Annotated in this window: 24 protein-coding genes and 2 pseudogenes; 5 read left to right on the top strand and 21 right to left on the bottom strand. The window is 44.2% G+C overall.

The genetic code is table 11. The features are described 5' to 3' along the window. Window positions 1-71: 71 nt before the first annotated feature. Window positions 72-255 (top strand): annotated as a pseudogene (locus HKI82_RS20670) (hypothetical protein); the annotation flags it as partial. Window positions 256-443: 188 nt separating this feature from the next. Here HKI82_RS20670 and HKI82_RS20030 read toward each other — a convergent pair. The 6 genes and pseudogenes from HKI82_RS20030 to HKI82_RS20005 all read right to left on the bottom strand — a co-directional run bounded on the left by HKI82_RS20030 (window position 444) and on the right by HKI82_RS20005 (window position 7,171). Next, a complete protein-coding gene (locus HKI82_RS20030; protein ID WP_102941914.1) occupies window positions 444-1,610 on the bottom strand; it encodes an oligogalacturonate lyase family protein in 1,167 nt (388 codons plus the stop codon). A gap of 57 nt (window positions 1,611-1,667) precedes the next feature. Further along, window positions 1,668-3,431, bottom strand: coding sequence for a sodium:solute symporter family protein (locus tag HKI82_RS20025; RefSeq protein WP_102941913.1), 1,764 nt, complete (start codon window positions 3,429-3,431; stop codon window positions 1,668-1,670). A 401-nt stretch (window positions 3,432-3,832) separates the two neighbouring features. Next, window positions 3,833-4,873 (bottom strand): pectinesterase family protein, encoded by a 1,041-nt coding sequence (locus HKI82_RS20020; RefSeq protein ID WP_171138989.1) that lies wholly within the window; start codon window positions 4,871-4,873, stop codon window positions 3,833-3,835. Window positions 4,874-5,415: 542 nt separating this feature from the next. After that, window positions 5,416-5,670, bottom strand: a pseudogene (locus HKI82_RS20015) (IMP dehydrogenase); the annotation flags it as partial. A gap of 133 nt (window positions 5,671-5,803) precedes the next feature. Further along, window positions 5,804-6,364: an SOS response-associated peptidase gene (locus HKI82_RS20010; protein WP_171138988.1), complete on the bottom strand. Its 561-nt coding sequence runs from the start codon at window positions 6,362-6,364 to the stop codon at window positions 5,804-5,806. Between the two features lie 135 nt (window positions 6,365-6,499). After that, window positions 6,500-7,171 (bottom strand): Rha family transcriptional regulator, encoded by a 672-nt coding sequence (locus HKI82_RS20005; RefSeq protein WP_171138987.1) that lies wholly within the window; start codon window positions 7,169-7,171, stop codon window positions 6,500-6,502. Window positions 7,172-7,565: 394 nt separating this feature from the next. Between HKI82_RS20005 and HKI82_RS20000 the strand changes: the two genes are divergently transcribed. Together HKI82_RS20000 and HKI82_RS19995 are read left to right on the top strand one after the other, a co-directional pair. After that, window positions 7,566-8,396: a DUF2971 domain-containing protein gene (locus tag HKI82_RS20000; protein ID WP_171138986.1), complete on the top strand. Its 831-nt coding sequence runs from the start codon at window positions 7,566-7,568 to the stop codon at window positions 8,394-8,396. 450 nt (window positions 8,397-8,846) lie between these two features. Next, window positions 8,847-9,134, top strand: coding sequence for a DUF3892 domain-containing protein (locus tag HKI82_RS19995; protein ID WP_171138985.1), 288 nt, complete (start codon window positions 8,847-8,849; stop codon window positions 9,132-9,134). Window positions 9,135-9,199: 65 nt separating this feature from the next. Here the strand turns inward: HKI82_RS19995 and HKI82_RS19990 are convergent, their stop codons facing one another. The 14 genes from HKI82_RS19990 to HKI82_RS19925 form a co-directional block, all read right to left on the bottom strand. Further along, entirely contained in the window at window positions 9,200-9,382 is a 183-nt protein-coding gene (locus HKI82_RS19990; RefSeq protein ID WP_171138984.1) for a hypothetical protein, read from the bottom strand. A 91-nt stretch (window positions 9,383-9,473) separates the two neighbouring features. After that, window positions 9,474-10,052 (bottom strand): hypothetical protein, encoded by a 579-nt coding sequence (locus HKI82_RS19985; protein ID WP_171138983.1) that lies wholly within the window; start codon window positions 10,050-10,052, stop codon window positions 9,474-9,476. A gap of 86 nt (window positions 10,053-10,138) precedes the next feature. Next, window positions 10,139-12,025, bottom strand: coding sequence for a coiled-coil domain-containing protein (locus HKI82_RS19980; protein ID WP_171138982.1), 1,887 nt, complete (start codon window positions 12,023-12,025; stop codon window positions 10,139-10,141). A gap of 28 nt (window positions 12,026-12,053) precedes the next feature. Beyond that, a complete protein-coding gene (locus HKI82_RS19975) occupies window positions 12,054-12,167 on the bottom strand; it encodes a GpE family phage tail protein (protein ID WP_258006829.1) in 114 nt (37 codons plus the stop codon). A 29-nt stretch (window positions 12,168-12,196) separates the two neighbouring features. Beyond that, window positions 12,197-12,484: a phage tail assembly protein gene (locus HKI82_RS19970; RefSeq protein ID WP_171138981.1), complete on the bottom strand. Its 288-nt coding sequence runs from the start codon at window positions 12,482-12,484 to the stop codon at window positions 12,197-12,199. After that, window positions 12,468-13,178, bottom strand: coding sequence for a phage terminase small subunit (gpM, locus tag HKI82_RS19965; protein ID WP_171138980.1), 711 nt, complete (start codon window positions 13,176-13,178; stop codon window positions 12,468-12,470). Before gpM ends, HKI82_RS19970 begins: the two co-directional genes overlap by 17 nt. Window positions 13,179-13,188: 10 nt before the next feature. Continuing rightward, window positions 13,189-13,554 (bottom strand): phage tail tube protein, encoded by a 366-nt coding sequence (locus HKI82_RS19960; protein WP_171138979.1) that lies wholly within the window; start codon window positions 13,552-13,554, stop codon window positions 13,189-13,191. Window positions 13,555-13,557: 3 nt separating this feature from the next. Further along, entirely contained in the window at window positions 13,558-14,688 is a 1,131-nt protein-coding gene (locus tag HKI82_RS19955; protein ID WP_171138978.1) for a phage tail sheath subtilisin-like domain-containing protein, read from the bottom strand. Continuing rightward, window positions 14,685-14,888, bottom strand: a complete 204-nt coding sequence (locus HKI82_RS19950) for a DUF2635 domain-containing protein (RefSeq protein WP_171138977.1) — start codon at window positions 14,886-14,888, stop codon at window positions 14,685-14,687. Before HKI82_RS19950 ends, HKI82_RS19955 begins: the two co-directional genes overlap by 4 nt. Further along, a complete protein-coding gene (locus HKI82_RS19945) occupies window positions 14,889-15,428 on the bottom strand; it encodes a phage virion morphogenesis family protein (protein ID WP_171138976.1) in 540 nt (179 codons plus the stop codon). Continuing rightward, window positions 15,425-15,889: a phage tail protein gene (locus tag HKI82_RS19940; RefSeq protein WP_171138975.1), complete on the bottom strand. Its 465-nt coding sequence runs from the start codon at window positions 15,887-15,889 to the stop codon at window positions 15,425-15,427. Before HKI82_RS19940 ends, HKI82_RS19945 begins: the two co-directional genes overlap by 4 nt. Beyond that, window positions 15,889-16,338 carry a head completion/stabilization protein gene (locus HKI82_RS19935; RefSeq protein ID WP_171138974.1) on the bottom strand — a complete coding sequence of 150 codons (450 nt, stop codon included), beginning with the start codon at window positions 16,336-16,338 and terminating at the stop codon, window positions 15,889-15,891. The genes HKI82_RS19940 and HKI82_RS19935 overlap by 1 nt, the downstream gene beginning before the upstream one ends. Window positions 16,339-16,447: 109 nt before the next feature. After that, on the bottom strand, window positions 16,448-17,485 hold the full coding sequence (locus HKI82_RS19930; RefSeq protein WP_171138973.1) for a phage major capsid protein, P2 family: 1,038 nt from the start codon (window positions 17,483-17,485) through the stop codon (window positions 16,448-16,450). Between the two features lie 42 nt (window positions 17,486-17,527). After that, window positions 17,528-18,349, bottom strand: a complete 822-nt coding sequence (locus HKI82_RS19925) for a GPO family capsid scaffolding protein (protein ID WP_171138972.1) — start codon at window positions 18,347-18,349, stop codon at window positions 17,528-17,530. 134 nt (window positions 18,350-18,483) lie between these two features. On the opposite strand from HKI82_RS19925, the gene HKI82_RS19920 reads away from it, so the two are divergent. Together HKI82_RS19920 and HKI82_RS19915 are read left to right on the top strand one after the other, a co-directional pair. Beyond that, entirely contained in the window at window positions 18,484-20,244 is a 1,761-nt protein-coding gene (locus HKI82_RS19920) for a terminase large subunit domain-containing protein (RefSeq protein ID WP_171138971.1), read from the top strand. A gap of 10 nt (window positions 20,245-20,254) precedes the next feature. Further along, window positions 20,255-21,214 (top strand): phage portal protein, encoded by a 960-nt coding sequence (locus HKI82_RS19915; protein WP_171138970.1) that lies wholly within the window; start codon window positions 20,255-20,257, stop codon window positions 21,212-21,214. A 6-nt stretch (window positions 21,215-21,220) separates the two neighbouring features. Here the strand turns inward: HKI82_RS19915 and HKI82_RS19910 are convergent, their stop codons facing one another. After that, window positions 21,221-22,015, bottom strand: a complete 795-nt coding sequence (locus HKI82_RS19910; RefSeq protein WP_171138969.1) for a hypothetical protein — start codon at window positions 22,013-22,015, stop codon at window positions 21,221-21,223. Window positions 22,016-22,141 lie beyond the last annotated feature (126 nt).

Here is a 22,141-nt window from a genome sequence, read left to right as displayed (position 1 = left end):
ATTGATTACGTTAACGTTAGTGAGCCTCATTGAAGCGAGCTAACAGTTTATATAATTTAAGCAACTACGGTAACGCTGGCATCCTAAGCCAAGTTAAAGCGGCAGTAGCGAAAGACAGCATTGTAGAATGCTTTACATTCTATCGACCAAGAACTAGTGAAAACTGCAGTTGGCGGCGCTCGATTCCAAGAGTGCTTCTTCAATAACTGCCAAGATGCAGAAATTGAAGCTTACGTTAAGTCTCTTATTGCTTAATCGAATGCAAATCGTTTATCGGGAATAGATGATTTGAAGCCAACCGGCTCTGGTTGGCTTTTTTCCGTTAAATATGGTCGAAATATTGTGATTTTTTATAATGAGCTGTGCTCTTGCTATCTAATATAGATTCAACAAGCGAAAACCACCGCTTAGGGCGGTGGTTTTCAGCACACAAATATTCACAATTATGCTTTGAATGATTCAGGTAGGTCTGCGATGTATACCGCTGGAACACCTTCGAAATCACTGGTAAACAGAACGCCATCATCGCCAGGAGTGAATGATGGGTGTGGGTGCGTAATCTGACGGTCACCGTCTAGTACATCCCATGATGTGCTGTGTTTACAAAGTTTAGTCGCAGTTTTTGCTTTAGTGTTTAGGACATATAAGAACGGGTCGTTTTCAATGTCGTAGCTTTCTGCATCTGCAACGTCTACTGGAGCATCACAACCATCACCCACCATTAGAGAACCGTCAAAGTTACTCATTAGGTGTGAACATGGTGGCATTACCATGACTTCTTCGTTTTCTAAAGTCTCAGGGTTCGCTTTGTAGATAACGCGATCTGATTGGCCTTTGAAGTAAGATACGTATGCCATTGCACTACCATCTGGGATCCAGAATTCGTGCGTGCAAGACTCGCCAGGAGCATGTTCTTTGATCTTACGAACGTTGCTACCGTCTTCGTTTACTAGCCACATACGAGCGTCAACTAAGTCGTGTGGACCTTCGTGGCAGAAACCAACAGTTGAGTCGTCGAATGGACGGTAGATAGGGTGGCCTAACCATGCTTTATCTTGGTGAACAACTTCTAGCTCGCCAGTCGCGATGTCTACTTTGATTAGACGACACGTTGGGTTTGTATGGTAAAACTCAGCGAATTTTTCCCAAGAAGTCAGTGGTGCCCAATCTGCTCGTAGGATTTCGATACCTACTAATTTAGTGCAATCTGAGTTTGCAACCCAAGTGCCGTAGCCTTTCCATTCTGGATCAACCGTGTAAACCACGCGCTCTTCAAGGGTCTCAAGATCAACCTGCATTAGGTTGAGTTCGCTTTTCACATAGAAGAATGACTTGTCATCGGTAGAAATGAAACCACCAAATGTGTTGTCGCCTTTACCTTCAGTAAGCTGAGTTGCTTTTTGAGTTTTAAGGTCAACAAGGTAATAGTTACGGTTACCGTCAAAATCACCAGCAAGAAGCAGCTTTTCACCGTTGTTAGTGAAACACTTTTGGTAGAAGTAGTTACGATGACAGATTACGTCTTTAGGGGTAATACGCGTTACTTTTACGTTAGTGTCACTATCAGTAAAAGTTTCGAATTCAAGGTTTAGGATGTCACCTTTAGCCACGATAAATCTCCTAATATAAATGAAGTAGGCAGCCTCATGCTGCCTACTTTAGATTGATTAACGAACAGAAATTGTGTTGTTCAAATCGTCAATTTTTGCACTCTTCTTCAGACCGTAGCCAACAGCGAATACTGATGCTGCACATGCCAAGAACAGTAGGCGTCCCCATAGTGGGTTTGGAATCAGAACCATGGTTGTTAGACCTGCCGCCATGTAGATAACTAGAGTACCTAGTTTAGCGCGTTGCATACGGTCAACCACGTCTTGTCCTTCTTCTTCAACACATTCAGTGTCAACGTCCTTGAAGAATTCAACCGCCACTTCTTTATGAGTGTCTTTCTCTTCTTTGTAAAATAGAGTTGTTAGACAGAAGAAACCAGCAGTTAGGAATAGGTGAGCTGCGATTGTGATCATGGTCTTCATTTCGCCAGTCTCACGACGAGTCAGTTCTTCAATACCGAACCAGCTTGCCACGTAGCTAGGAGTAAATACGTTTACTACTAACCAAGATACAAACATACCGAAGATAACAGTTACCCAAGGAGCCCATTTTGGCGTCTTACGGATAAGGATACCTAGGAATAGTGGTACTAGGATTGGCGATTGAAGTAGCGTCGCAACTTGCATCATTAGATCGAATAGGCTTAGGTGTTTCAGTGAGCTGAAGAACTGAGCCATTAGAATTACTAAGATACCGTTGATAGTACAAGCGATTTGGCCTGCACGTAGAAGTTCTTTGTCGTTTGCTTTGCCTTTACGAACGATAGTTGCGTAGAAGCTACGTACGAAGATACCTGAGTTACGGTTCAGTGCTGAGTCCATAGAAGACATGGTTGCAGCGAACAGACCAGCCATTAGAAGACCAACTGTACCAAGAGGCATTGTTTCACGAGCAAACACTAGGTATACCGCATCGCTAGCTTTAGCGCCTAGGTTAGGGTATGCCGCAGCAGCATCAGGATACATGATTGCAGAAGCCCATGGTGGGATGAACCAAATGATTGCACCAAACACCATCATTACTAGAGCCATAAGAGCCGCTTTGCTTGCGTTCTTAGAGTCTTTAGCATTTAGGAAACGGTAAGATTCCTGCATGTTGTTGATACTTTGTAGCTGTTTCACGATGAAGAATATGAAAGAACCAACAAGCAGTAATGGGTAGTTCATGTCTGGACCCATTACAAAACCACCAGGGAAGTTATTGATGATTTCAGAAGGACCGCCAACGAAGTATAGAGCAACAGCCGCACACGCAATTGAAATAACAGCAACGATCAGGGTTTGAATGAAGTCTGATGCTACAACACCCCAAGCACCACTCAGAAGAGAGATGATTAGAACCGCTGCACCTGTTACATAAATTGTTGTTGTGATGTCTGCATTAAATACTGCTGAAGCAAATACACCTAGACCGTTCAACCAAACACCTGCGTTGATTACGCTAAGTGGAATGATAACCCAAGTGAAGAATTGCTCGTTCGTATCACCGAAACGACGTTTAACAGCTTCAGTAGGAGTGTCAACGCGCATTTGACGGAAACGACGTGCAAAGTAGAAGTATGCAAATACATATGCAACCATGTTACCAACGAACACGGCTAGAATTGCAAAGCCATCACTGAAGGCTTTACCTGCTGCGCCTGTAAAGGTCCAAGCAGAGAATTGAGTCATGAATGCTGTTGCACCAACCATCCACCAGAGCATTTTACCGCCCCCACGGAAGTAGTCACTGGTACTATTGCTAGCCATTTTTTTGAATAGCAGACTGATCGCAACCATCAGTGCGAAGTAGCCAGCTATTACAATGTAATCATATTGCATAGTGATATCTCATAAGTTTTACATCAAAAATTCTCCAATCATTTTCCACTATAAAAATGGAAAAGTATGTGATTAAAATCAAAACGGCGGTTTATTTTTATTATCAGGTCGTTCTTAAAGTCGGTTTTACAACGAGAGATATTCACAAGCAGGAGAAGTAATTGTAGAAAAATTCACCACAGCTATATTAGTAGCAGTGGTAGTGACCAATTGGGATACAGCGCATTAGTCGTTGTTTCAAACAGGTTAGATCAAACTGAAGATAGTTGACTCAAGGCTTCAATTAAATGAAGTTGTGTAGAAGGTTCTCTCATGGTTAGCTCAGTCTAACCATGTGAGTTTAGTTTAAAGGAAGGCATTTTTGGCGAACCGGAATTTGCAAAAGCACTAAGAATAGAATTTCAAAGAATAGGTTTGTGCATTAAGTTAGGTTGCCAATCGTCAAAAATTCTTTCTAATGTATAGATGCTAACTTGATCTGTGCTCATTTCGAAGTCGCTATACTCATTTGATATTGTTGAGGTCTGGTTTTGAAATGTATGAAATCTCGAATCTTCAGCATAGAACCATATTTGCTCCCCGCCTTTAGCTTTACCATGCATCTTATCCCAGCCATAAATATGGTTCTCAAAGTCGCATCGTATGTAGGCACAATGACCAACAGCATTCGGATTAGCATACGAGCCATCAGAAAACTCAGTGGTTGGATGCCATGGGCGTCCCAATCGATAGCTTTTCTCTGGGACTCTTTCACTTTCCCTCTTCAATTCACAGCGAAAGAAAACTAAGCCGTATTCCGCTTCAATATCTGTGCATGGTGCACTCACAAAGCCTAAAGGTTCACCTTCAATGGTATCTTCTCGCCAGCGGCAAACCAACTCACAATAATTAAAGACCGCAGTGCCACCACCAAAAATAAAATCAACAGTACCCCAGATATCTGTTGATTCGAAATAGCTCTTACCGGCACTGACATAGAGAGTGTCTTGAAAGCTTTTCAATGTGCAATCGATGCACTGAACTCGATCCCCTTCATGGCCTATAAGTAACGCTACAGCCTGAGTCGCACTAATTCGGGAAGGATCATTTTCTTCTAAACGTTGGTTGCCTATAAAATCAAAAGTGTTTTCGATCGCTAATGATTGAAAAGTGATATCACTAGCATCGACATTCACTACATAGCTGTTATAAGTACCCCATATTTTTCCATCTTTAGTCAGTAGTCCATTTGCAGATGTGTAGCTGATGGTCGTGTTATATTTTGATGTCCCAATAAAGTGAGTGTTCGGACGTACAATGTGCAATTTTTCTTCGTAACGCCCAGGTTTGATAAATATTGTTAAAGGAATATCACTCTGAGGAGCTAAATCTAATGCTTCTTGAATAGTGGTAACATCTCCATTCCCGAGCTGATCCACAACTATGTAGTGTTCAATGTTCATTACCAAGCCTGTTTTATTGAATATTTAATTTATGAACAATAACTAACCACTAACGTTTGTTTTAGTTTAGTTTTGCCGTCATTTTTCTTTTGGGACACACCCCAATACCCTTGACCGTTTTCAACGTTTCTAAAAAACATTCTTGTAATCATGCTGTTAGTTGTCAATAGCTCTATGGTTCGAGCAAAAGCGAAAACGAGTATGGTTAACAGGTTTTATTTCTAAAACCGCCGTTTATCGGGTGAAGCAGCTACTCATAGCTCGCTGACTATCCGTTACTGCAGCGTACAAATTGTTGAGAGTTAAATCTTTTTACCGTCTTAGCACTGACGTAACGGTGCATGCTCCCACGTGGCTTAGTTAAGTTTCGAACAGAAGTAACAAATGCACTTTCAAGTGCAACTAGGGTGGGAGTATAAAGGGAAGGTAGAACAGACATAATATTGCCTCTTCACGATTTTGCCGTAGACTTACACGAGTCTAGACCATGAGAGGCAATATCAATTTATGGTTGCTTCAACATCTTTCGAAGGATTAGAAAATTATTCTTTCCCAAAAACGTTGTTCTCTTGCTCTTGTACACGGATGAACGTTGTGCGTTTAGTTAGCTCTTTAAGCGAGGCTGCACCTACGTATGTACACGTTGAACGCACGCCACCAAGAACATCTTGAATGGTATTTTCAACAGGACCACGGAATGGAATTAATACGGTTTTTCCTTCAGCTGCACGGTAACCAGCAACACCACCAGAGTGCTTGTCCATCGCGCTCTTAGAAGACATTCCGTAGAACTTAACACAAAAACATATTATCTTTATATTTCAACATTTTAATTATTTTTAACTGTATATAAAAACAGTAAAATCAGCGATATTTCACGTTATTTGTCGCCATAATCTGGCGGCTGTCGCCATTTTTGTCGCCACTTTTTCAGGCGCGTATTGAGAGGTTTTCATCAAACTCATGGCTTAGAAGTTGGTGAGCGTCGTGCCCTGTTCCGCTTATCCACGTCACGATGGCATCGCTAGGAATTAACAACGGCATACGGTGGTGATACTCACTACATTGTTGGTTGGGTTTGGTGGTTAACGTCACTAGCTTTGAGCCACCTTCAAGTGCGATGCCTGCCATATAGAGAACGTTTTTCTCGCCTTGGCTGAACAAATACTTCACTTTCTTGCCCTGCTCTTCTCGCCATTCATACCAACCTGAACATGGAACAATCACTCGGTTGTATTCAAATGCCTGCACGAACGTAGGTTTCACTGAAACGGTTTCAGCTTGTGCGTTAATGATGATGCGTTTTGCCCAATCGGGTTTTATGCCCCAAGGTAAATCGAGTTGTTTTAGCTCACCATGTAGCACGCCAATGGTGGCAACGTCTTGCGTGGGACGAAGGTCGGTATTGGTTGAGGTTTTGAAATTGATGCCAAGCTTCTCGCAGACTACTCTACAGAGCGGATCATCAATTACATTCAGCCTGCCACACATTTCCCAACCTCCATTCTTTTATCTTTTTAATAGTTTAGGAGAGTTTTTATAAGGCGTAGTCTTAGTCCGTCCTTTCATTATTCCTTGAAACGATGTTTTGGTCGGACTAAACGACATATTTAGTCCGACCCTTTTTCAGAATGGGCTTTTCGCTCTGTACTTAGTTAATACCGTTCGGATGTTTTCCCACAGTTCTTCCAAATCTCGATACTCGAAGTAAAATCCACTATCAACAAACTCAGAACCACTTGAAGAAAACCACGGCTCACCTTCGCCCTTTCCACCGATGCCCAATTCAAACTTGGCGGTGAACTTGCTGCCTTTAGGACGAACTTGGAATTTGATGTGATATGTCCAATGGCTTACGGCATCACATCGTTTGTAGAGTGCTGGCAACCAGCCCGAATCGTAGAAGTTGGGTAAACAGTTTGAAGGTAATTGATATTGAGAAGGTGGAAGTGTTGGCAGTGAACTGCGAAGTTTGTTTGCCATTTGGTTAAAGGCATCGATGTAGGCTTCTTTTATCTGTGCCGCTTTCTTGCCTGTAAAGCCCATGACTAAGAATATAAAGCCGTCTTTGGTCATTTCAAATGCGTTACGTAACTCGCCTTTTTTGTCTCGATATTCAACGTGCGCAAAATTGCGCGCGTTAAATTCATCAGAACATTCAAGGGTTCTAAGCTTACGAACCACATCACGATGCTGCTTGTTAAATGCTTCTGCGACTTTTAATGAATTAGTGAGGATTTCTTCGCCTTGGTTAAAGACGAGATCAGATACCGTCAGGGTAAGTGAAGTTGTCGGCATGATTGCCTCCTTGAGTATGATTTTTAAATCACCACTCAAAGGTACTAATCAATGGGTGGTGAACTGAACAAGGTTAGTACTACCGCACTCAAGGAAACGGCGCGCCGAAGCGCCCTCGCCCAGCCCACCATAATGCTTACTTTATCAGTCTCACTGTGAGACTCGATATGTACAGGTGTGCCGAAGCCGCACATAAAAAAACCAGCAACGAGCTGGCACTTATGTGCCTTGAGTTAGATGCGGGGTACTAATCCCGACACTGGATTTTGCCAGTGCCGTTAAATGGTAGCTACGTCAAAGATCGGTGTCAAACGGTTTATATCGTGTTGATTTTATGGGATGAAAGACGTTAACTAATTGAGTTGTAATACTCAGAATCGTAAAGGGGGAAATTTTGACAGAGGAAGAATTCGATAGGCTACATCCATGGCCTGATGCAAATGGAGTTAGCTCTCTGTTTAGGTTTATGTCCATCAACAAAAAAAGACCAGAAATTTTGAACACTCTGTTTCTTGAAAAGAAGTTATACCATTCGCTAGCTACAGATTTTAATGACCCTTTTGAATGCCGCCCACACTTTGTTCTCGATGGAAAAATCAATAATGCCAAAAACATTAGAGATTATTTAAATCGTATGGTTCGAAAAGAGTATAAATTTACTTTTAAGCAAGCTCAGCAATTTGCGAATGAGACTATGACTAAACCAGGTTGTCTTAATGACGTTATGAAAAAAGCAAATGACGGCATGCTTGGTAAACTAAGAATATGTTGCTATACAACAAACAAGGAAAACCTATTGTTTTGGGCTCATTACGCCAATTCACATAAAGGGTTTTGTATTGAACTAGATGCAACAACACTCCCCGTTTCGTACGCATATAAAGTTCAATATAGCGAAGAGTATCCTCTAGCAGTATACCCTTTACCACGAGACAGACGAGCATTTAGGTTTTCGTTAATTAAATCTAAAGCTTGGGAATACGAAGACGAATATAGAACTGTTTTTCTTCCGACGGCTCCTGCACAAGTGAAACTTCCACATGATGGTACATCATTGCATATGCCTGCTAGCACTATTACAAACGTTTATTTGGGTGCTCTAATAAGCGATGAAGATAAAGAAATTTTATTAGAAGTAATCGATAAAAGTGAATTTAACCCAGTAATCTGGCAAGCATCGCTATCCGAGAGTTCTTACAACTTGAATTTTACCAAGCTTAGATAACAGTTTTAGTTCACTGGGAAAGATGAGCAACGAGCGATGATCATCTTTCCTTCTTAATTTAACTTGAAGTACCAGTGTTCCCTTCCAATATCCCTCGCAAAATCCAAGCCCCAACCTCCCCACCAAGCAAATAGTAAGGCCAACACAGTGAACATGATTAAACAAGCTTTCATATAGATCTCCTTTGTTTGTAGAAGCTCATATATATAAGCGTGAGTTTTTTATAAATGTGTGGAAACTTTTGCCCAAAATGCGGATTACTTGTTTTAAGTAGATTGTTCAGCAGACTGCTTCTTCAAAATGTATATCTTGGAATGTCTTATTCGTCATAAAACAATATGAAACGAGCCTGAACGTTGAGCAATGTTGCATATCGGTTACTACAGTTAATGTGGCATATAAAGAATGCCATTCCTTAATTTGGATTAACTAAAATTGAACGGAGTCAAAATGACACAAGCAGTACAAGTACAATGTATAAACAAAACAAACAGATCCAGTGCTCATGAGAGGATTTCTAATATCGGTGGTTTAAACGCTGACGGTACTCGATGGAAACTCACTCTTGATAGAGCTATTGAAGGGATAGAGAGCGGAAAATGGAAATTCTATGTTAGCGTTAATGGTCAAACTGTTTGGGTGAGCGTGTCGACAAGCGCAAGCGGACACAAGTACCTAAAAACACAAAATGACGGCGAACACCCAAATAATTTACTCAGCTTACCTGAATGTCCATAGGTGAATTAACTAACTGATAAAATAAAAGCGCCACTTAGGCGCTTTTATCTGTGAAATCTTATTGATTAGGCAACTTTGTTATTATGGCAATCGCTGCCCTGCTTGCATGTTAGCTGTGGGTTCTTTTCTTCCAAATCGGAAAGCATTTCCCAGCTCATTCCAAATCGCTCACCTGGTGTTTTACCATTAGCATACACTTTTGCCGCAAACTGCTTTAGTTCGCTGGTAGTAACTTGAACGTTTTTCATGATGACCTCTTATAGATGCTTAAAGTGCATCACTCTTTTGAATGTCCACCTCTTAATGGGTGCAGTATTATACGTATTATAACAAATTATATCAAACTTTACCGTCTTCTAAGTTCATGTACATGGCATCGACACCTGAACCTAGGTAGTTTTCTACATATTGAAAACCAGACTCTCTATAATAAGGAACTACCGATTCTATCGGTCCTACAATGACGAATTTCGAGATATTCGCTAACCCGTTGTTGTTTAGGTATAACCCATATAAGGAGAAAGCGTCAACAATTATCGGCAAAAGCTTTGACTTAAGATCAACTCCCGAGTCACGACGTTTTTCAATGAGGTTTAACTCTATAGCCGTTCCATCGTTGTTAATGCAACCTAACCCAAAGCCAATACAACTACGACCATTTTCTGCGTTACCGTAATAAGCAACACACTGAAGTATATGGTCAGCGTTTGATACGGGAGTCATACAAGAATTCGCTTTCATTGCAAGATCCCAAGCGATTAATCCTTTATCCCTTAGTTCTGCAAGGTCGTTATATGCCAGTGAGTTATCGCTAACAGCATCTAACGCAATTTTTAAGGGTAACTTTTCGCTACTTCTAACCGCTGAAGCTGAGAATAGCGTTTGTTGTACTTGTTTGAGCGATAATTCCTGAGCCATAAGTTCCCCCAATTCCTTTGTTTGTACTATATGGGGGAACCATTTGGAAAAACAAGCTGTTCAATTCAATTTGTTGACCTTCGATATCAGTAACTAAACCCCATATCCCCCACATCCAGATTCAAGTCCGTCCCCTTCTCACTTTTGGCTTTATCCACCGTTACAGGTTTCTCTGATTTGATAGTCAACGACACTTCCGATTTGCTGTTTAGCGTTTGGCTTTTTAGTGGTTGATATTGACCGTAGGTACTTGGCGTTTTCAGGCTACTGTTTTGGTAGTCGGTATAGGTTTTCCTGCGCTCGGTTTGGTTGCTGGTTTCATTGGTGGTGATACCTAAAGTGGCGTTCTTGTCTTTGATGCTTTCGAGTTTATTCGCTAGGTTATCAACTTCGTTCCCTGCTTCGCTAAGGTCTGTTTTCCAGCCATCGGGAATAAGCGCATCTGGCAGCATATTGATGAGCTTTTTAATGCCGTTCCATAAGCTATTGAATTGCTCTTTCACCCAGCTAATCACTTTATCCAGCCCCACGAACTTATCCACCAAGTAGGTGATAGCGATAATCGCGGCACCAATAGCGGCGACCATCATGCCGATAGGGTTTGCCATGATCACGGCGTTAATACCAATCAACGCAACTTTGAAAATTGCCAGCGTGGTGATAATGCCTTTGAAGTTTTGCGAAACAAACACAAGCCCTTTGCCTAAAAACTCCAGCGCTTTGTATAAGCCGTTAACGGTTTGAATGACTTTATCCATAAACTCGGTGCGCCACTGGGTATTCTTGAACTTGTTGGAAAACTCGGTAAACAGTTTGGTGGCTTTTTCCATCACAGGTGCAAGCGCAGCAAATTTAATGGAGCGAATGCTTTCCTGAATTCTTTGCATGGCATCGTTATAGGCTTCGGCTTTGGCAGCATCTTCTGCTGTTGCTCCCCCACCTAATGCGTTCAGTTCTTCACGGGCAGCGGTTAAGCCCTGCGTACCTTCACGCAGCATGATGAGCATTTCACGCCCACTGTCACCAAAGGCAGCATCGGCAAACGCCATTTGCTCTTGGGCTGTTTTCAGTTTAGAGAAAGATTCGAGCAGCATTTCATAAGCTTGTTGATTGTTTTCCGCACCTTTTAAATCTTTAAACAGTCCGTTCTTACTCTGCTTAAGGTAGCTGCCCAGTGCGCCTTTACCTGTTTGTTGCAACACACCCAAGCGACGAGTGAAACGCGTCATCGATGCGGAAAGGCTATCAGCACTTACACCGGCGTGTTCCGCTTGTGATTGCATGGCTTGCAGTTCGCTAATAGGCAGTTGCAAGTTTGCTGATTTCTTAGCGAGCTTATCCATTTCCGCGGCAGTGCTGTTAATGGTGCTGGCAAAACCTGCCAAACTTAAACCACCGACTAAGGCGGTACCTTTACCAATGGCAGAAGTAGCGAGGTTCGGCAGGCGAATTGCACCATTGAGTTTTTGCAGTGGTGACATTGCGCTTTTTAAGATCGCGTACTTCTTACTGAGCTTGGTGACTTCAGCTCCGTGCTTTTTGTAGCTTTTCTCAAGACGTTTGTTTTCGCCATCTAGGTCGTGAACTTTGACGCCCGTTTTCTTCAGCTCACCGCCTAGTTTGATTAAGTGGTTTTTATAGGTGTCTTGCTCATTGGTGAGCTTGTTAACCTTTTCTTGCTGTTTGGCAATTTTCTCTGTTAGCGCTGCAGTCGGTTTACCCGCTGCGGTCGCTTTGGCTTGCAGTTCTTTAAGCTTTTCACTGGCGGCGGCAATGGCAATGGTGTTTTGGTTCATTGCCTTTTTGGTGTTCTGGAATGAGCCAATCATACCCATTGCGGCAGAGTCATCTGCTTGGGCTTTCTGAATTTTCTTAATGGCTTTGGCGTAGTGGTCTGACTCACTCGCCATGCCTTTCAGTGGAGCGGATACCTTATCTTTCATCCCCATCACCACAGACAGGTTCATTTTCATATCAGTGTCCTTAATGCAAAAAAGAGAGCTAGTCGCTCTCTTCTTGTTGGGTTCTCTGCCGTGCGAGTTCGCGGAACAGTAATAAGTCGTCGTAGCTGAGTGCGTCTATTTCGCTAGGAGGCCAGTGAAAGGCAACGGCGATATCGGCGTAAAAATCTTCTACTCGTTCTATCAGTGTTCCGTGTTCACGAAAAAAGAGGCGATAGTTGTGAGCAATGGCGCCCAGTTCTCTGGTGCTAGGTTCAGCACATCACGCTCGTTAAGGGATGAAATGCGAGGCAGCAAAACTTCACCCGCCTCAAACTTCATTTCGCACACATCAATCAAACTTAAACCACGAAGGTTGCCAGAGTTCGGCTTCTGGATTTCAATAGTTTTTATTTCCACATCGTCTTTAATGATGGGCGTTGCCAGTGTTGCTGTGCGTGTTTCCGCTTGGTTTTTAATTGCTGTCGCCATAACCCATTTCTTCCTTCAGTTCGTTAAGTCTGCCTTTGCGTCCACCTTTACTTGGGTCAAGCTTCATTACTAATTCATACATGGCATAGGCTTGCTCTTTTTCGCCGTTCACGTAGTGCCAATCACCAACTAGTTTGAACATTTTTACTTTTAGTGGTGCATTAGTTGCCAGCTTACCTTGTTGCAAATCACTCACAGCTTGAATCAGATAGTCACGATTGAACTCCTGTTTCTGGTCGTGAGCTGTAGAAGAGTACTTGAACACAATATCGCAGTAGCCCGTTTGACCGTTCACTTTCCAGTTTTGCGGGGTTTCTAAACCTTTGTCGATCGCTTCACGCAATTGGTCATGCACTTCAGGCAGTTTCCCAAGGTCGATTTGCCAACGATAGAACCACCAGATCACATCGAGGTTTTCGAGATTGCTATGTGAATCTAATAACTTTTCAACAACAGGTCGGTACTTGTTCACCAGCTCTTCTTTGTACGGGTCTTTCTCTTGAGAGCCGGCTAAGGTTCTTACGTACTCCAAATCTTTCTTGAGCATGAGTTGGGTTTCTTCCCAAGGTTTATCCGCAATGATTGAACTTGCTGTTAAACCCTGCGCTACGCTTTCGGCCACGTCCACAACTTGCGGCTTTTGCGCCTCTTGTTGTCGTTGTTGAGCCTGACGTTTTTTCAAAATAGATAACATGCCAAGCTCCTTATTGAGGGATCATTTCATAGCCGTTAAACAACACTTCTAACTGACCGTCTTTGACGTTCAGTGTCAGTGGGTCTACCGTCCACGCATCTGTCAGGGTGTAGTTTTTGCCACTGTTGGTTTCGATTGTGATGCTTTCATCCACAAAGGCTTTGATGGCATCTTCATCGGTGGTTTTAGCGTGAACAATGGTGCATTTGATATACGGCGCACCTTCGTAAACTTCCGTGTGCCCAAGCACACCGTTATCACCCATAACGGCTTCACGCTTGAGGTTACCAAAACCAATTTCCGCGCCTTCTTTGATAGGGAGGCGACCGAGTGAGCCTGCGTTTAGTACCGCTCGGCTAGTAATTACTGTTCCCATGGCTTACTTCCTAAATTGAATTTTGCCTGCAACGATAATCAAGCCGTTCAGGAACTGCGGTGAGTCTTGATAGTTGATGCGTTGTTTATTGGAATCGTCCAGCTCAACGATGAGCGACTTTTTGTAGCCGTCAAAGTCCTGCACAATGCCTGCGTATTCGAGTTCTTTGTACAGCGCCAACAGTTCCGTTTTGAACATGCTTGGCGTGACAATCACTTGACCAGGAGCAAAGCGAGTTCCGTCTTTCGCTACTTTGTGACGAGCGTATTTGCTCAAAATGCGAGAGCGCTGTTTCTGACGAAAATACATCGCTGTCGCTGGCGTCATGATGTCGAGATAGCTGTTATCAGCAATGCCGGCTGCGTTTTCGGTGTAGGCCGTGACCGCACGTTCTACCAACACTTCTTTGGCAGTGTTGACGGTGTATGTCCCCATGCCTTCGTGGAGCATTAAATTACGCTCTGCCCAGTCGAACTCGGTTTCAGCAATCGAGTAAACACCGTCCATTTTTAGCGTTTGCAGTGGGCGACACGGGTCATTGGCCAATGATGGCGCAATTTGGCCAGCCCAAGCGCCAATCGCAGCTGCATCGGATAGCGCTACGTTCGCTGAATTCCCTAAGGCGTTAATCGGCATAAAGCTAATCAGTGGGCAGTTGCTTTTGTTAGCAAAGGTGATGAGCTCCGCGTTGGTACCTTGTTTTGGCACGTAAGCGACACCGGGAATTTGCTGCAGAGCTTCATAACGCTTTTCCAAGAACTCACCCAAATCACGAATGGTGGTTTCGTCATTGAGCGAGCAGATGATGTGGTGGTACTGCACATCACCGAGGGCAGCTAATGCCGACATGGTATCTGCTGCATCCACACTCACCGCATAGATAGGCATGGATTCATCTTGCTTACGGAAGTAAGTGATCATCTCTACGATGTCAGATGCGCCAAACTGCTCTTGGGCTTTGGTTTCATCCATACACAATACAACAGTGTTTGGGTTAACTGGTGCGCCTGCGACCGCATTACCGATCACCAAACAGAGCTGTTGGTCTTCTGCGCTGTTTGCCAGGCTGTTGTCGATTTCGACATACATGCCCGGAACATAAGCACTGTTAGGTACTTCGCTAAAGCTAATCATTGTTCAGCCTCCTTGGTGGCTACGGTTTTTTTAGCTGTTTTGGTCGCATTAGAGCTGACCAACTCAACCGATTTATCTTTGATGCGACGCAGCCAGTAAGGGTTACGCGGTTTTTCTTCACCCTCTTTTTTGAGAGGTTCACGGGTTACTGGATCGCGAACGATAAGCCCGTTAAGTGGTTTGATTTTGATGGTTGCCATTTAACTTTCCACGTCTGTTGTAAAGTGTTCTGCTGCCATGGCCAGAAGCTCGCGCTCTAACGCTGGCGTCCAACCGATGAAGGTACGTTGTGGCATGGTGTAGTTTTGTTTTACCCGACGACCGCCTTGCCAACGTCCGGTTTTGCTATCAAAAAAGCCGTTTACCCGAGTCGTGAATGACAACTGGCTACCTTGGTTATGCTCTTGACCAATCCGTCCAGCCACACCAGCAAGGCCGACTTCAAAGCTTTTGTCGTCTGCTTTGGTTCGCAGGGCTTTGGATATCCCCATCAACATGTTCCTGTTGTTCACGGTGTTCTTAGCCGTTGTACCGTCTTTCAGCGCCACACGCTTACGCCTTGTGCGGCTTTGATACGGGTTGTTGTCGATGTCTCGTTGTGCCCGAATTTGAGCGCGGAAGAACTGCCGTGCGTGATTCGCCATGCGGCGATTCAAATCCAGCTTTTCAGTCGCGGTTAACACCAAACGCTCAACCACTTGGGTTAACTGGTCAGGCGTTCTTATGGTTAACTCGCTCATGGCAAGTCATCCAAATGCCCCACGAATAAGATCAGTTCGCCAAGGTCGTCTTCATTTGCTCTGGCTTGGAACTCACTGACGCATTCGTATCGCTCTCCGTCTTGCTTCCAGTCACCTTGTGGACTTTCTTCCAGTGAGAAGCTTTCCCGAAGGTCGATTTTGATTTTGATATCACAGTGACCTTTATCGAGTAGCTCTGTCGCGAAGCTTGGGAACGCCAGACCTTTTTCCTGACGATACGGGTCGTAGGTGTTGAGCCAAGAAACAAGGTGCATCATTAGAATGTGCGGCTGCACTTTAACGTCCTGCATGTACACGATGGCGGTGTATTCAATTTCAAACCCATCGACGAATTCATCTTGGCCACAAAACAGAGCGCCATCTTCCGCCCACACTGCGAAGTTCTTTGCATCCACAATGTGCTTTTTGAACAAGTCCGTCAGGCTTTGCAGTGCTTTCATTACACCACCTCAAAGCAGTAGGTTTCTTTACCATGAATGAGCATGTCGACCGCTTGGCGGTACTGCACTTCGCAGTGGTATTTCTTACTGTTCAGTGCCTCTTGCCTGTCTGCCGCTTCGGCTGTTGAATCTGTACTTAGCTTGATGCCAATCAGCTCACTCGCGGTTAGTGCAAATACCGCTTGGGTATAAAGCGTGGTACCTGCTTCTTCGTCACCGAACTTATCGACTGACAGTGCGGTTAAATCGTCGTACTGGGCAATGGAGTCTACGAGTTCACGATGCACTTTGATGCGCGATACTTTCGCTTGTTGCAGAATGCCTGCCTCTGTTTCATTGCTAAGGAAATTAAACAGAGACTGAAACTCTGAAATTTTGAGTTCAGGGAAGTTGTCCGTTGCTGCCAGCACGGAGGTGTACGTTTCGTTTTTATTACCTACGTATTCCATAAATCACCTTGAGGGAATGCAGGCATGCATTGCACGTATAACAACCTAAGCCTGAGCTTGATTGACAACGTGAAAGCGCCTGCATTGGTGGGGTGTTAGTTAAGGGTGATTAAACCCAAGCGCCATTGATCAGAATCTTCACGTTGTCGAATTCCACTGCCGCCACTTTTTCTAGCTGCTCGATAACGTAAGCCATGTTCATTGACTCGAAGTTTTCCATCTGGTCTTTCTTGTCATTCTTCTGACCAACCGTGCGACGAACTGAATCTTCCTGAATGTAGATAGATAGGTTGTCGTAGCTTGTGACCATGATGCCCGTTGAAGGGAAGCCCGGAACGGATACCGCAGGCAAACCACCGTAAGTACCAATCACTTGGCGCTCTTGGATTTTGCTTTTCTCGCTTGGTGTGTTGCCGTGCGAGTCATAGAACTTCGCTTTCTCGTAAGCCAGCAAGTCTGAGCCTACAATCGCAATCAGATCGGAGTCGTTTTCACATGCTGGGTGCAGCAGGTTTTTCAGGTTCAGAACCGCAAGGTCGAGGTTGTTGAAATCACCGCCTTCACCGATTTTGATAACACCAGAGGCTTCAACACCTTCGGTGATCAAACGCTCAGGGTTATGCTCGCGCATGGCTTGGAACCAGCCTTTGTTAACGTCTTCACCGTTCGGGTTTTCGGCTGCATTCGTAGTCGGCGCCGCCGATTTCCCGTACCAACCGACCGTGATTTTGTTGGCGTCAATCTGCTCACGAGTGTGCTTCGACACGATGGTGTTGAAGTTTTTCATGTGTGCCCAGGCATCAAGCTTGGCGTAGCGAATAGCAGTGTCAAAGTTGGTTTGCACACAGGCATACGGCATGGCTTTCATGCCGTGGTAATCTTTTGGTTTACGCTCACCATCGCCGGATGTGTCCGTGCGACTGGCAATCATGCCACTGACGCCTAAACCAATCGCTTCACCAATCTGGTTCTTCACCGTGACGATGTTGATACGGCTAAGGAACCAGTTACTTTCACGAATGGCCGCGATGATGCGCTGCGTACCCGTTGGCGAGACGTTAAACATCTCTGTGGCGTCTTCCACGCCGTTTTGTTTCGCTACCGCTTGAACGTAAGCGCTTAGCTTTTGCTTCGTATGTAGTTGCATGACTTTACCTATACAAATTGAATGAGTGAGAAACCTAAGCGCTTATAGGTAGTCTTCAGTTTCACTATTTTGCCCCGCCAGTTTGCGCTCCTGCTCGTCAGTAATGGTGCAGAGCTTGGTGGTTAGCTCTTCCATTTGTGACGACAGCTTTTTCACTTCATCTTCAAGCGGGTTCGCTTCTGGCTGTTTTGGCGGTTCAGTAACAACAGGCTCTTGCGGTGTCTCTTTACTGTTCAGCTTTTCGACCAATTGACCGAGCTGTTCACTTAGCTTGTTCGTTTGCTCGATGCTTTGCTTCAACAGGTCTTCAGTTTCTTTACTCATTTCGTCTTCTTCCTCTTGTTGGGAAAGCTGCTCAGTCGGCTTTTCACCGTTGAGCCAGTTTTTGAATTTCTGGAATAACGAGACGTCTGTCTCGTCACTTTCTACCGAGAACTGCTCAGGCTTTAAGGTGAAGTTAGAAATCACATGCACCTTGCCATCGTCTTTGCTCGATAGATGAATTTGGGTTGTGCCGAGTGAGGCGGGTTTATCGGTTAAAGCCAATCCGGTTAAGTAGGCTTTACCTGTATCCGAGAACTTTTCGATGAACTCACAAGATGTATGCAACAGCTGCCCTTTCTCTACTTGTTCCAATAAATTGGAGTTTGGTTTCACCACCGCAAAGAGTTTGTCTTCACGCTTTTCTACTGACAAAACCGAACCGAATTTAACGCTATTGCTTAAGTGATCTTGGTTGATTCGAGCTGTGTATGTTTCAGGGTTATAGCTCTGCGCAATTTCATCAATGATGTGTTGCTCAATCACACGTCCGTCGACGGTCGTGCCTGCCTGCAAAATACAAATGGGTTGTGATTGAAACATGCCTAAACGCTCCTAAGTTCGATGATTCCAATCTAACCAATGACCTTAACTTTTTGTATTTATGAAGATTCTAGATAGGTGATTTAGAAACCTTGCTAGCTGAGGAATGGCGGGCGCTGTTGCACTATGCAAGCATGAAAACGAATCTCGCTATCGAGCAAAATGCACCGATGTACACCGCAGACCAATCCAAAGCGCTTGGGCTGTTTCTACGTCAGTTCAAACCTGCTGAAATTTCCGAAGCCGTGGGTGTGGCAAGTCGCACTATTCAATTGTGGATTAACAAGTTCAACTGGAAAGAGTTGCGCGACGATGCGCCCGTAGAGCTGATGATGCGCCAGCGTATCGCGTACTTGCTGTGGCTTGACCAAAAGCATGATGAGCAGTTGAAAGAGTTGGAGTTTCTGCTTGAGCAAAAACGTAAACGCGATGAAGCGGACGAAAAGCGCCACCGTCCAAGTGGACGCAGTGATGGAGAGCGAAAGCGCGGTCGTAAGCCAAACAAGGTGAAGAACGATGTTTCGCACATCACCAAGGAAGTGCTGGACGAGTTCCGTGAGAAAACCTTCTTCGAATACCAAAAAGAGATCCACCGGCATAAGTGCAACAGCGAACTCAATGAATTCCGCTTCTACCTCAAATCGCGCCAGATTGGTTTAACGTATTACTTCGCTTATGAAGCGTTTGAAGATGCGGTGCTTAATGGCGACAACCAGGTGTTTTTATCCGCGTCGCGTAAGCAGTCGGAAATTTTCAAAAACTACATTCGCCGTTTTGCGTTAGAGATTGGTGATGTTGACCTAAAAGGCAAAGATGAACTGCAATTGTCCAACGGCGCGACTTTCTATTTTCTCTCGACTAATGCTCGAACCTCGCAAGGCTTTAACGGCCACGTTTACTTTGATGAAGTGTTCTGGATACCTAAGTTCGGGGAACTGGACGACTACGCAGGCGGTATGTCGATTCACGACAAATACCGCACCACTTACTTGTCGACGCCTTCGACCGTTGCCCACGAAGCCTATCCAAAATGGCAGGGTAAAAAAGAGCTGGGTATCGATGTCAGCCATGCGGCACTGAAGAACGGCTCATTGGGTGAAGATGGTATTTTCCGTCAAATCATCACTATTGATGATGCAATTGCCAAAGGCGCCACCTTTTTCAACATGGATAAATTGCGCCGCAAGTATCCCGACAAAACCGTCTTCGATAACTTGCTGCGTTGCGTGTTCCTTGATGACTCTGCATCGATATTCTCTCTTAAAGCACTGCTGGCGTGTAAAACGGATTCGTCATTGTGGAAGGATGTCGATCACAACAAGGCGCGGCCTGTTGGCAGCGCAGAGGTGTTGGTCGGCTATGACCCACGAGGCGGTGGTCAGGGTGAAGGCTCTGACGATGCAGGCTTAGTGGTTGCCCTGAAACCCAAACGCAAAGGTGGCGTGTTCCGTTTGATTGAGCGAGTGCGACTTAAAGGCTCTAGCTATGAGCAACAAGCGCAAGCCATTAAAGGCATCACCGAAAAGTACAACGTGGTCCATTTGGCAATTGATGTGAGTGGTGTTGGTTCTGCCGTGGCGGAGCTGGTTCGCAAGTTCTACCCAAGTTTGATTGAGCTGGATTACTCGCCCGAAGTGAAACGGATGATGGTCTACAAGGCGCGAGAGATCATCAATGATGGTCGCCTGCAATTCGATGGTGAGTGGGATGATTTGGTTCACTCATTCCTGATGATTCGCCAGCAAACCACCAAGGCGAGCAACCAAGTTACCTTTATTTCTAACCGCAGCAAGGTTGGCTCTCATGCTGACCTTGCTTGGGCTTCTATGCATGTGATGCATTGGGAGCCAATTGATATTCATTGCGAAGACGATACGACCGTGTCGTTCTTCTAGGAGATGCAAAGTGATTGAGATTGAATTTTCTAACCCTGTCAGCGTAATGAATAGCGATATTCTGAATTACCTTGAAGTTGCTTTGATGGATGGTTTGTACGAACCGCCAATTGCACTCGATACGTTGGCCAAAGCTTTGCGAGTGAACCCGATGCATTCCAGCGCAATTGAGTTTAAGCGCAATACTCTCACCTATGCTGTGACCGTAGATAGTGTGTTGTCACGCCGTGACCTAAAGCGTTTCATTCAGGATTACCTGACCTTCGGTAATGGCTACTTTCAGGTTGTGCGTAATGTGTTGGGTCAAGTGCTTCGCATCAAGCATATTCCTGCACTCTACATGCGCAGGCGCGAAGACTTAGGCTACACCTACAAACCACGCGCATACGATGACGAAGGTCGGGTGAATTTCCGTAATGGTCAGATTTTTCATTTGGCTGAATACGATGTGGCGCAGGAGCTTTATGGTCTTCCTCAGCATGTGAGTGGACTAACTTCAATCTGGCTTAACGATGATGCCACCCTATTCCGTCGCCAGTACTATCGCAACGGTTCACACGCAGGTTACTTGCTGTATATGAACGAGCCCAGCATGACCAAAGAAACGGAAAATGACATCCGCAATAAACTTCAAGCCAAAGAAGGCATGGCGTTCAAAAACCTGTTTGTGAATGCCAAGGGCAAAGATACCAAAGCACCAGAGTTGAAACCGATCGGACAAGTGGAAGCCAAAGACTCTTTCAAGGATGTGATGAACCAAACGACCAACGATGTGCTTTCCCTCCACCGCGTTCCTTTGGAGCTAATGAGTGTTAAACGCGAAGGAATTACATCAAGCAGCGACCTAAACAAAATCGACCACATTTTCTTTAAGAATGAGCTGTTACCGTTGATTGATTCGCTCAGTGAATTGAATGAGTTTGTGGGAATGGATGTGATCACCGCAAATAAGTATGAGAGTTTGGAGTGATAATAATTAACCAACTGTAACTGAAAGTTTTGGACGAACTTTAATAACGCAGCGCGTACCACCAGATGACAAACTTTCTTCACCTAGAATAAACAAAGGTGTTTCTATCAAAAAAGATTTCAATGACCGATTTCCTATCGACGCCTTTAGTTCTAAATAGTCTTGGGGGAAGCGCTGCTTAAGAATATTCGCTGATGTACTAAGCAACGTCCAACCATCTTCTCTGGAATACTTATTGGTTATATCTACTAGATGAATAAGAATTGGGTACTGAATAACAATAAGCATATCAACCGATTGAGAAATAGCTCTATAACTTAGACGAAAATCTTCAATTTCATGGCGAACTTCTTCAGCTTGCTGATCTAAAATTTTGGCTAGAGCTTTGCATCCTTCAACAGTTTTTAGGTCATGCTCAAGTAAGAGGTGATGTATTAAAGAATTTCGATTTTTTACTAATTTAGATAACTCATTCTTTTTTCTTGTTATGTACTCTGCAGAAGCAACTCTTTCAAATTTAAATGAAATATATGCCTCGTCTTTATCGTCTGGAGTTGAAGTTTCTACTTCATGTTCAGTCTCGAGTCTTAATGGATAATCTTTAATTAGACCCCCTAATGTTTTTGTTCTAGATATACCATCGAGTCCGTATTTTTTATTAGTTAACTCACTTAGATAGCCACAAACATTTTTGGAGCTTAGATCCTTTAAGAGAAGCTCCAATTTTTGGTATAGAACAACGTTACGACCTATTTTTGTATATATGTCTTTTATCAAATTATTGAGAACGTCTTCTCTCATTACATTTTCTTCGCAAGTTGTTCTCTAGCCAGGTAGCCATATTGAGATCTTGGGTTGTAGTGGCATAGTGAATTTGGCCACCTGATTAGAGGTGTTAAGATACACTTCATAGAATGACAGGTGAAA

Origin of the sequence: Vibrio plantisponsor, from assembly GCF_013041605.1 — a bacterium.
GTDB classification, from domain to species: Bacteria; Pseudomonadota; Gammaproteobacteria; order Enterobacterales; family Vibrionaceae; genus Vibrio; species Vibrio plantisponsor.
Note: the sequence above shows the minus strand (reverse complement) of the source record. Positions and strands in the feature narration are given on the sequence as shown.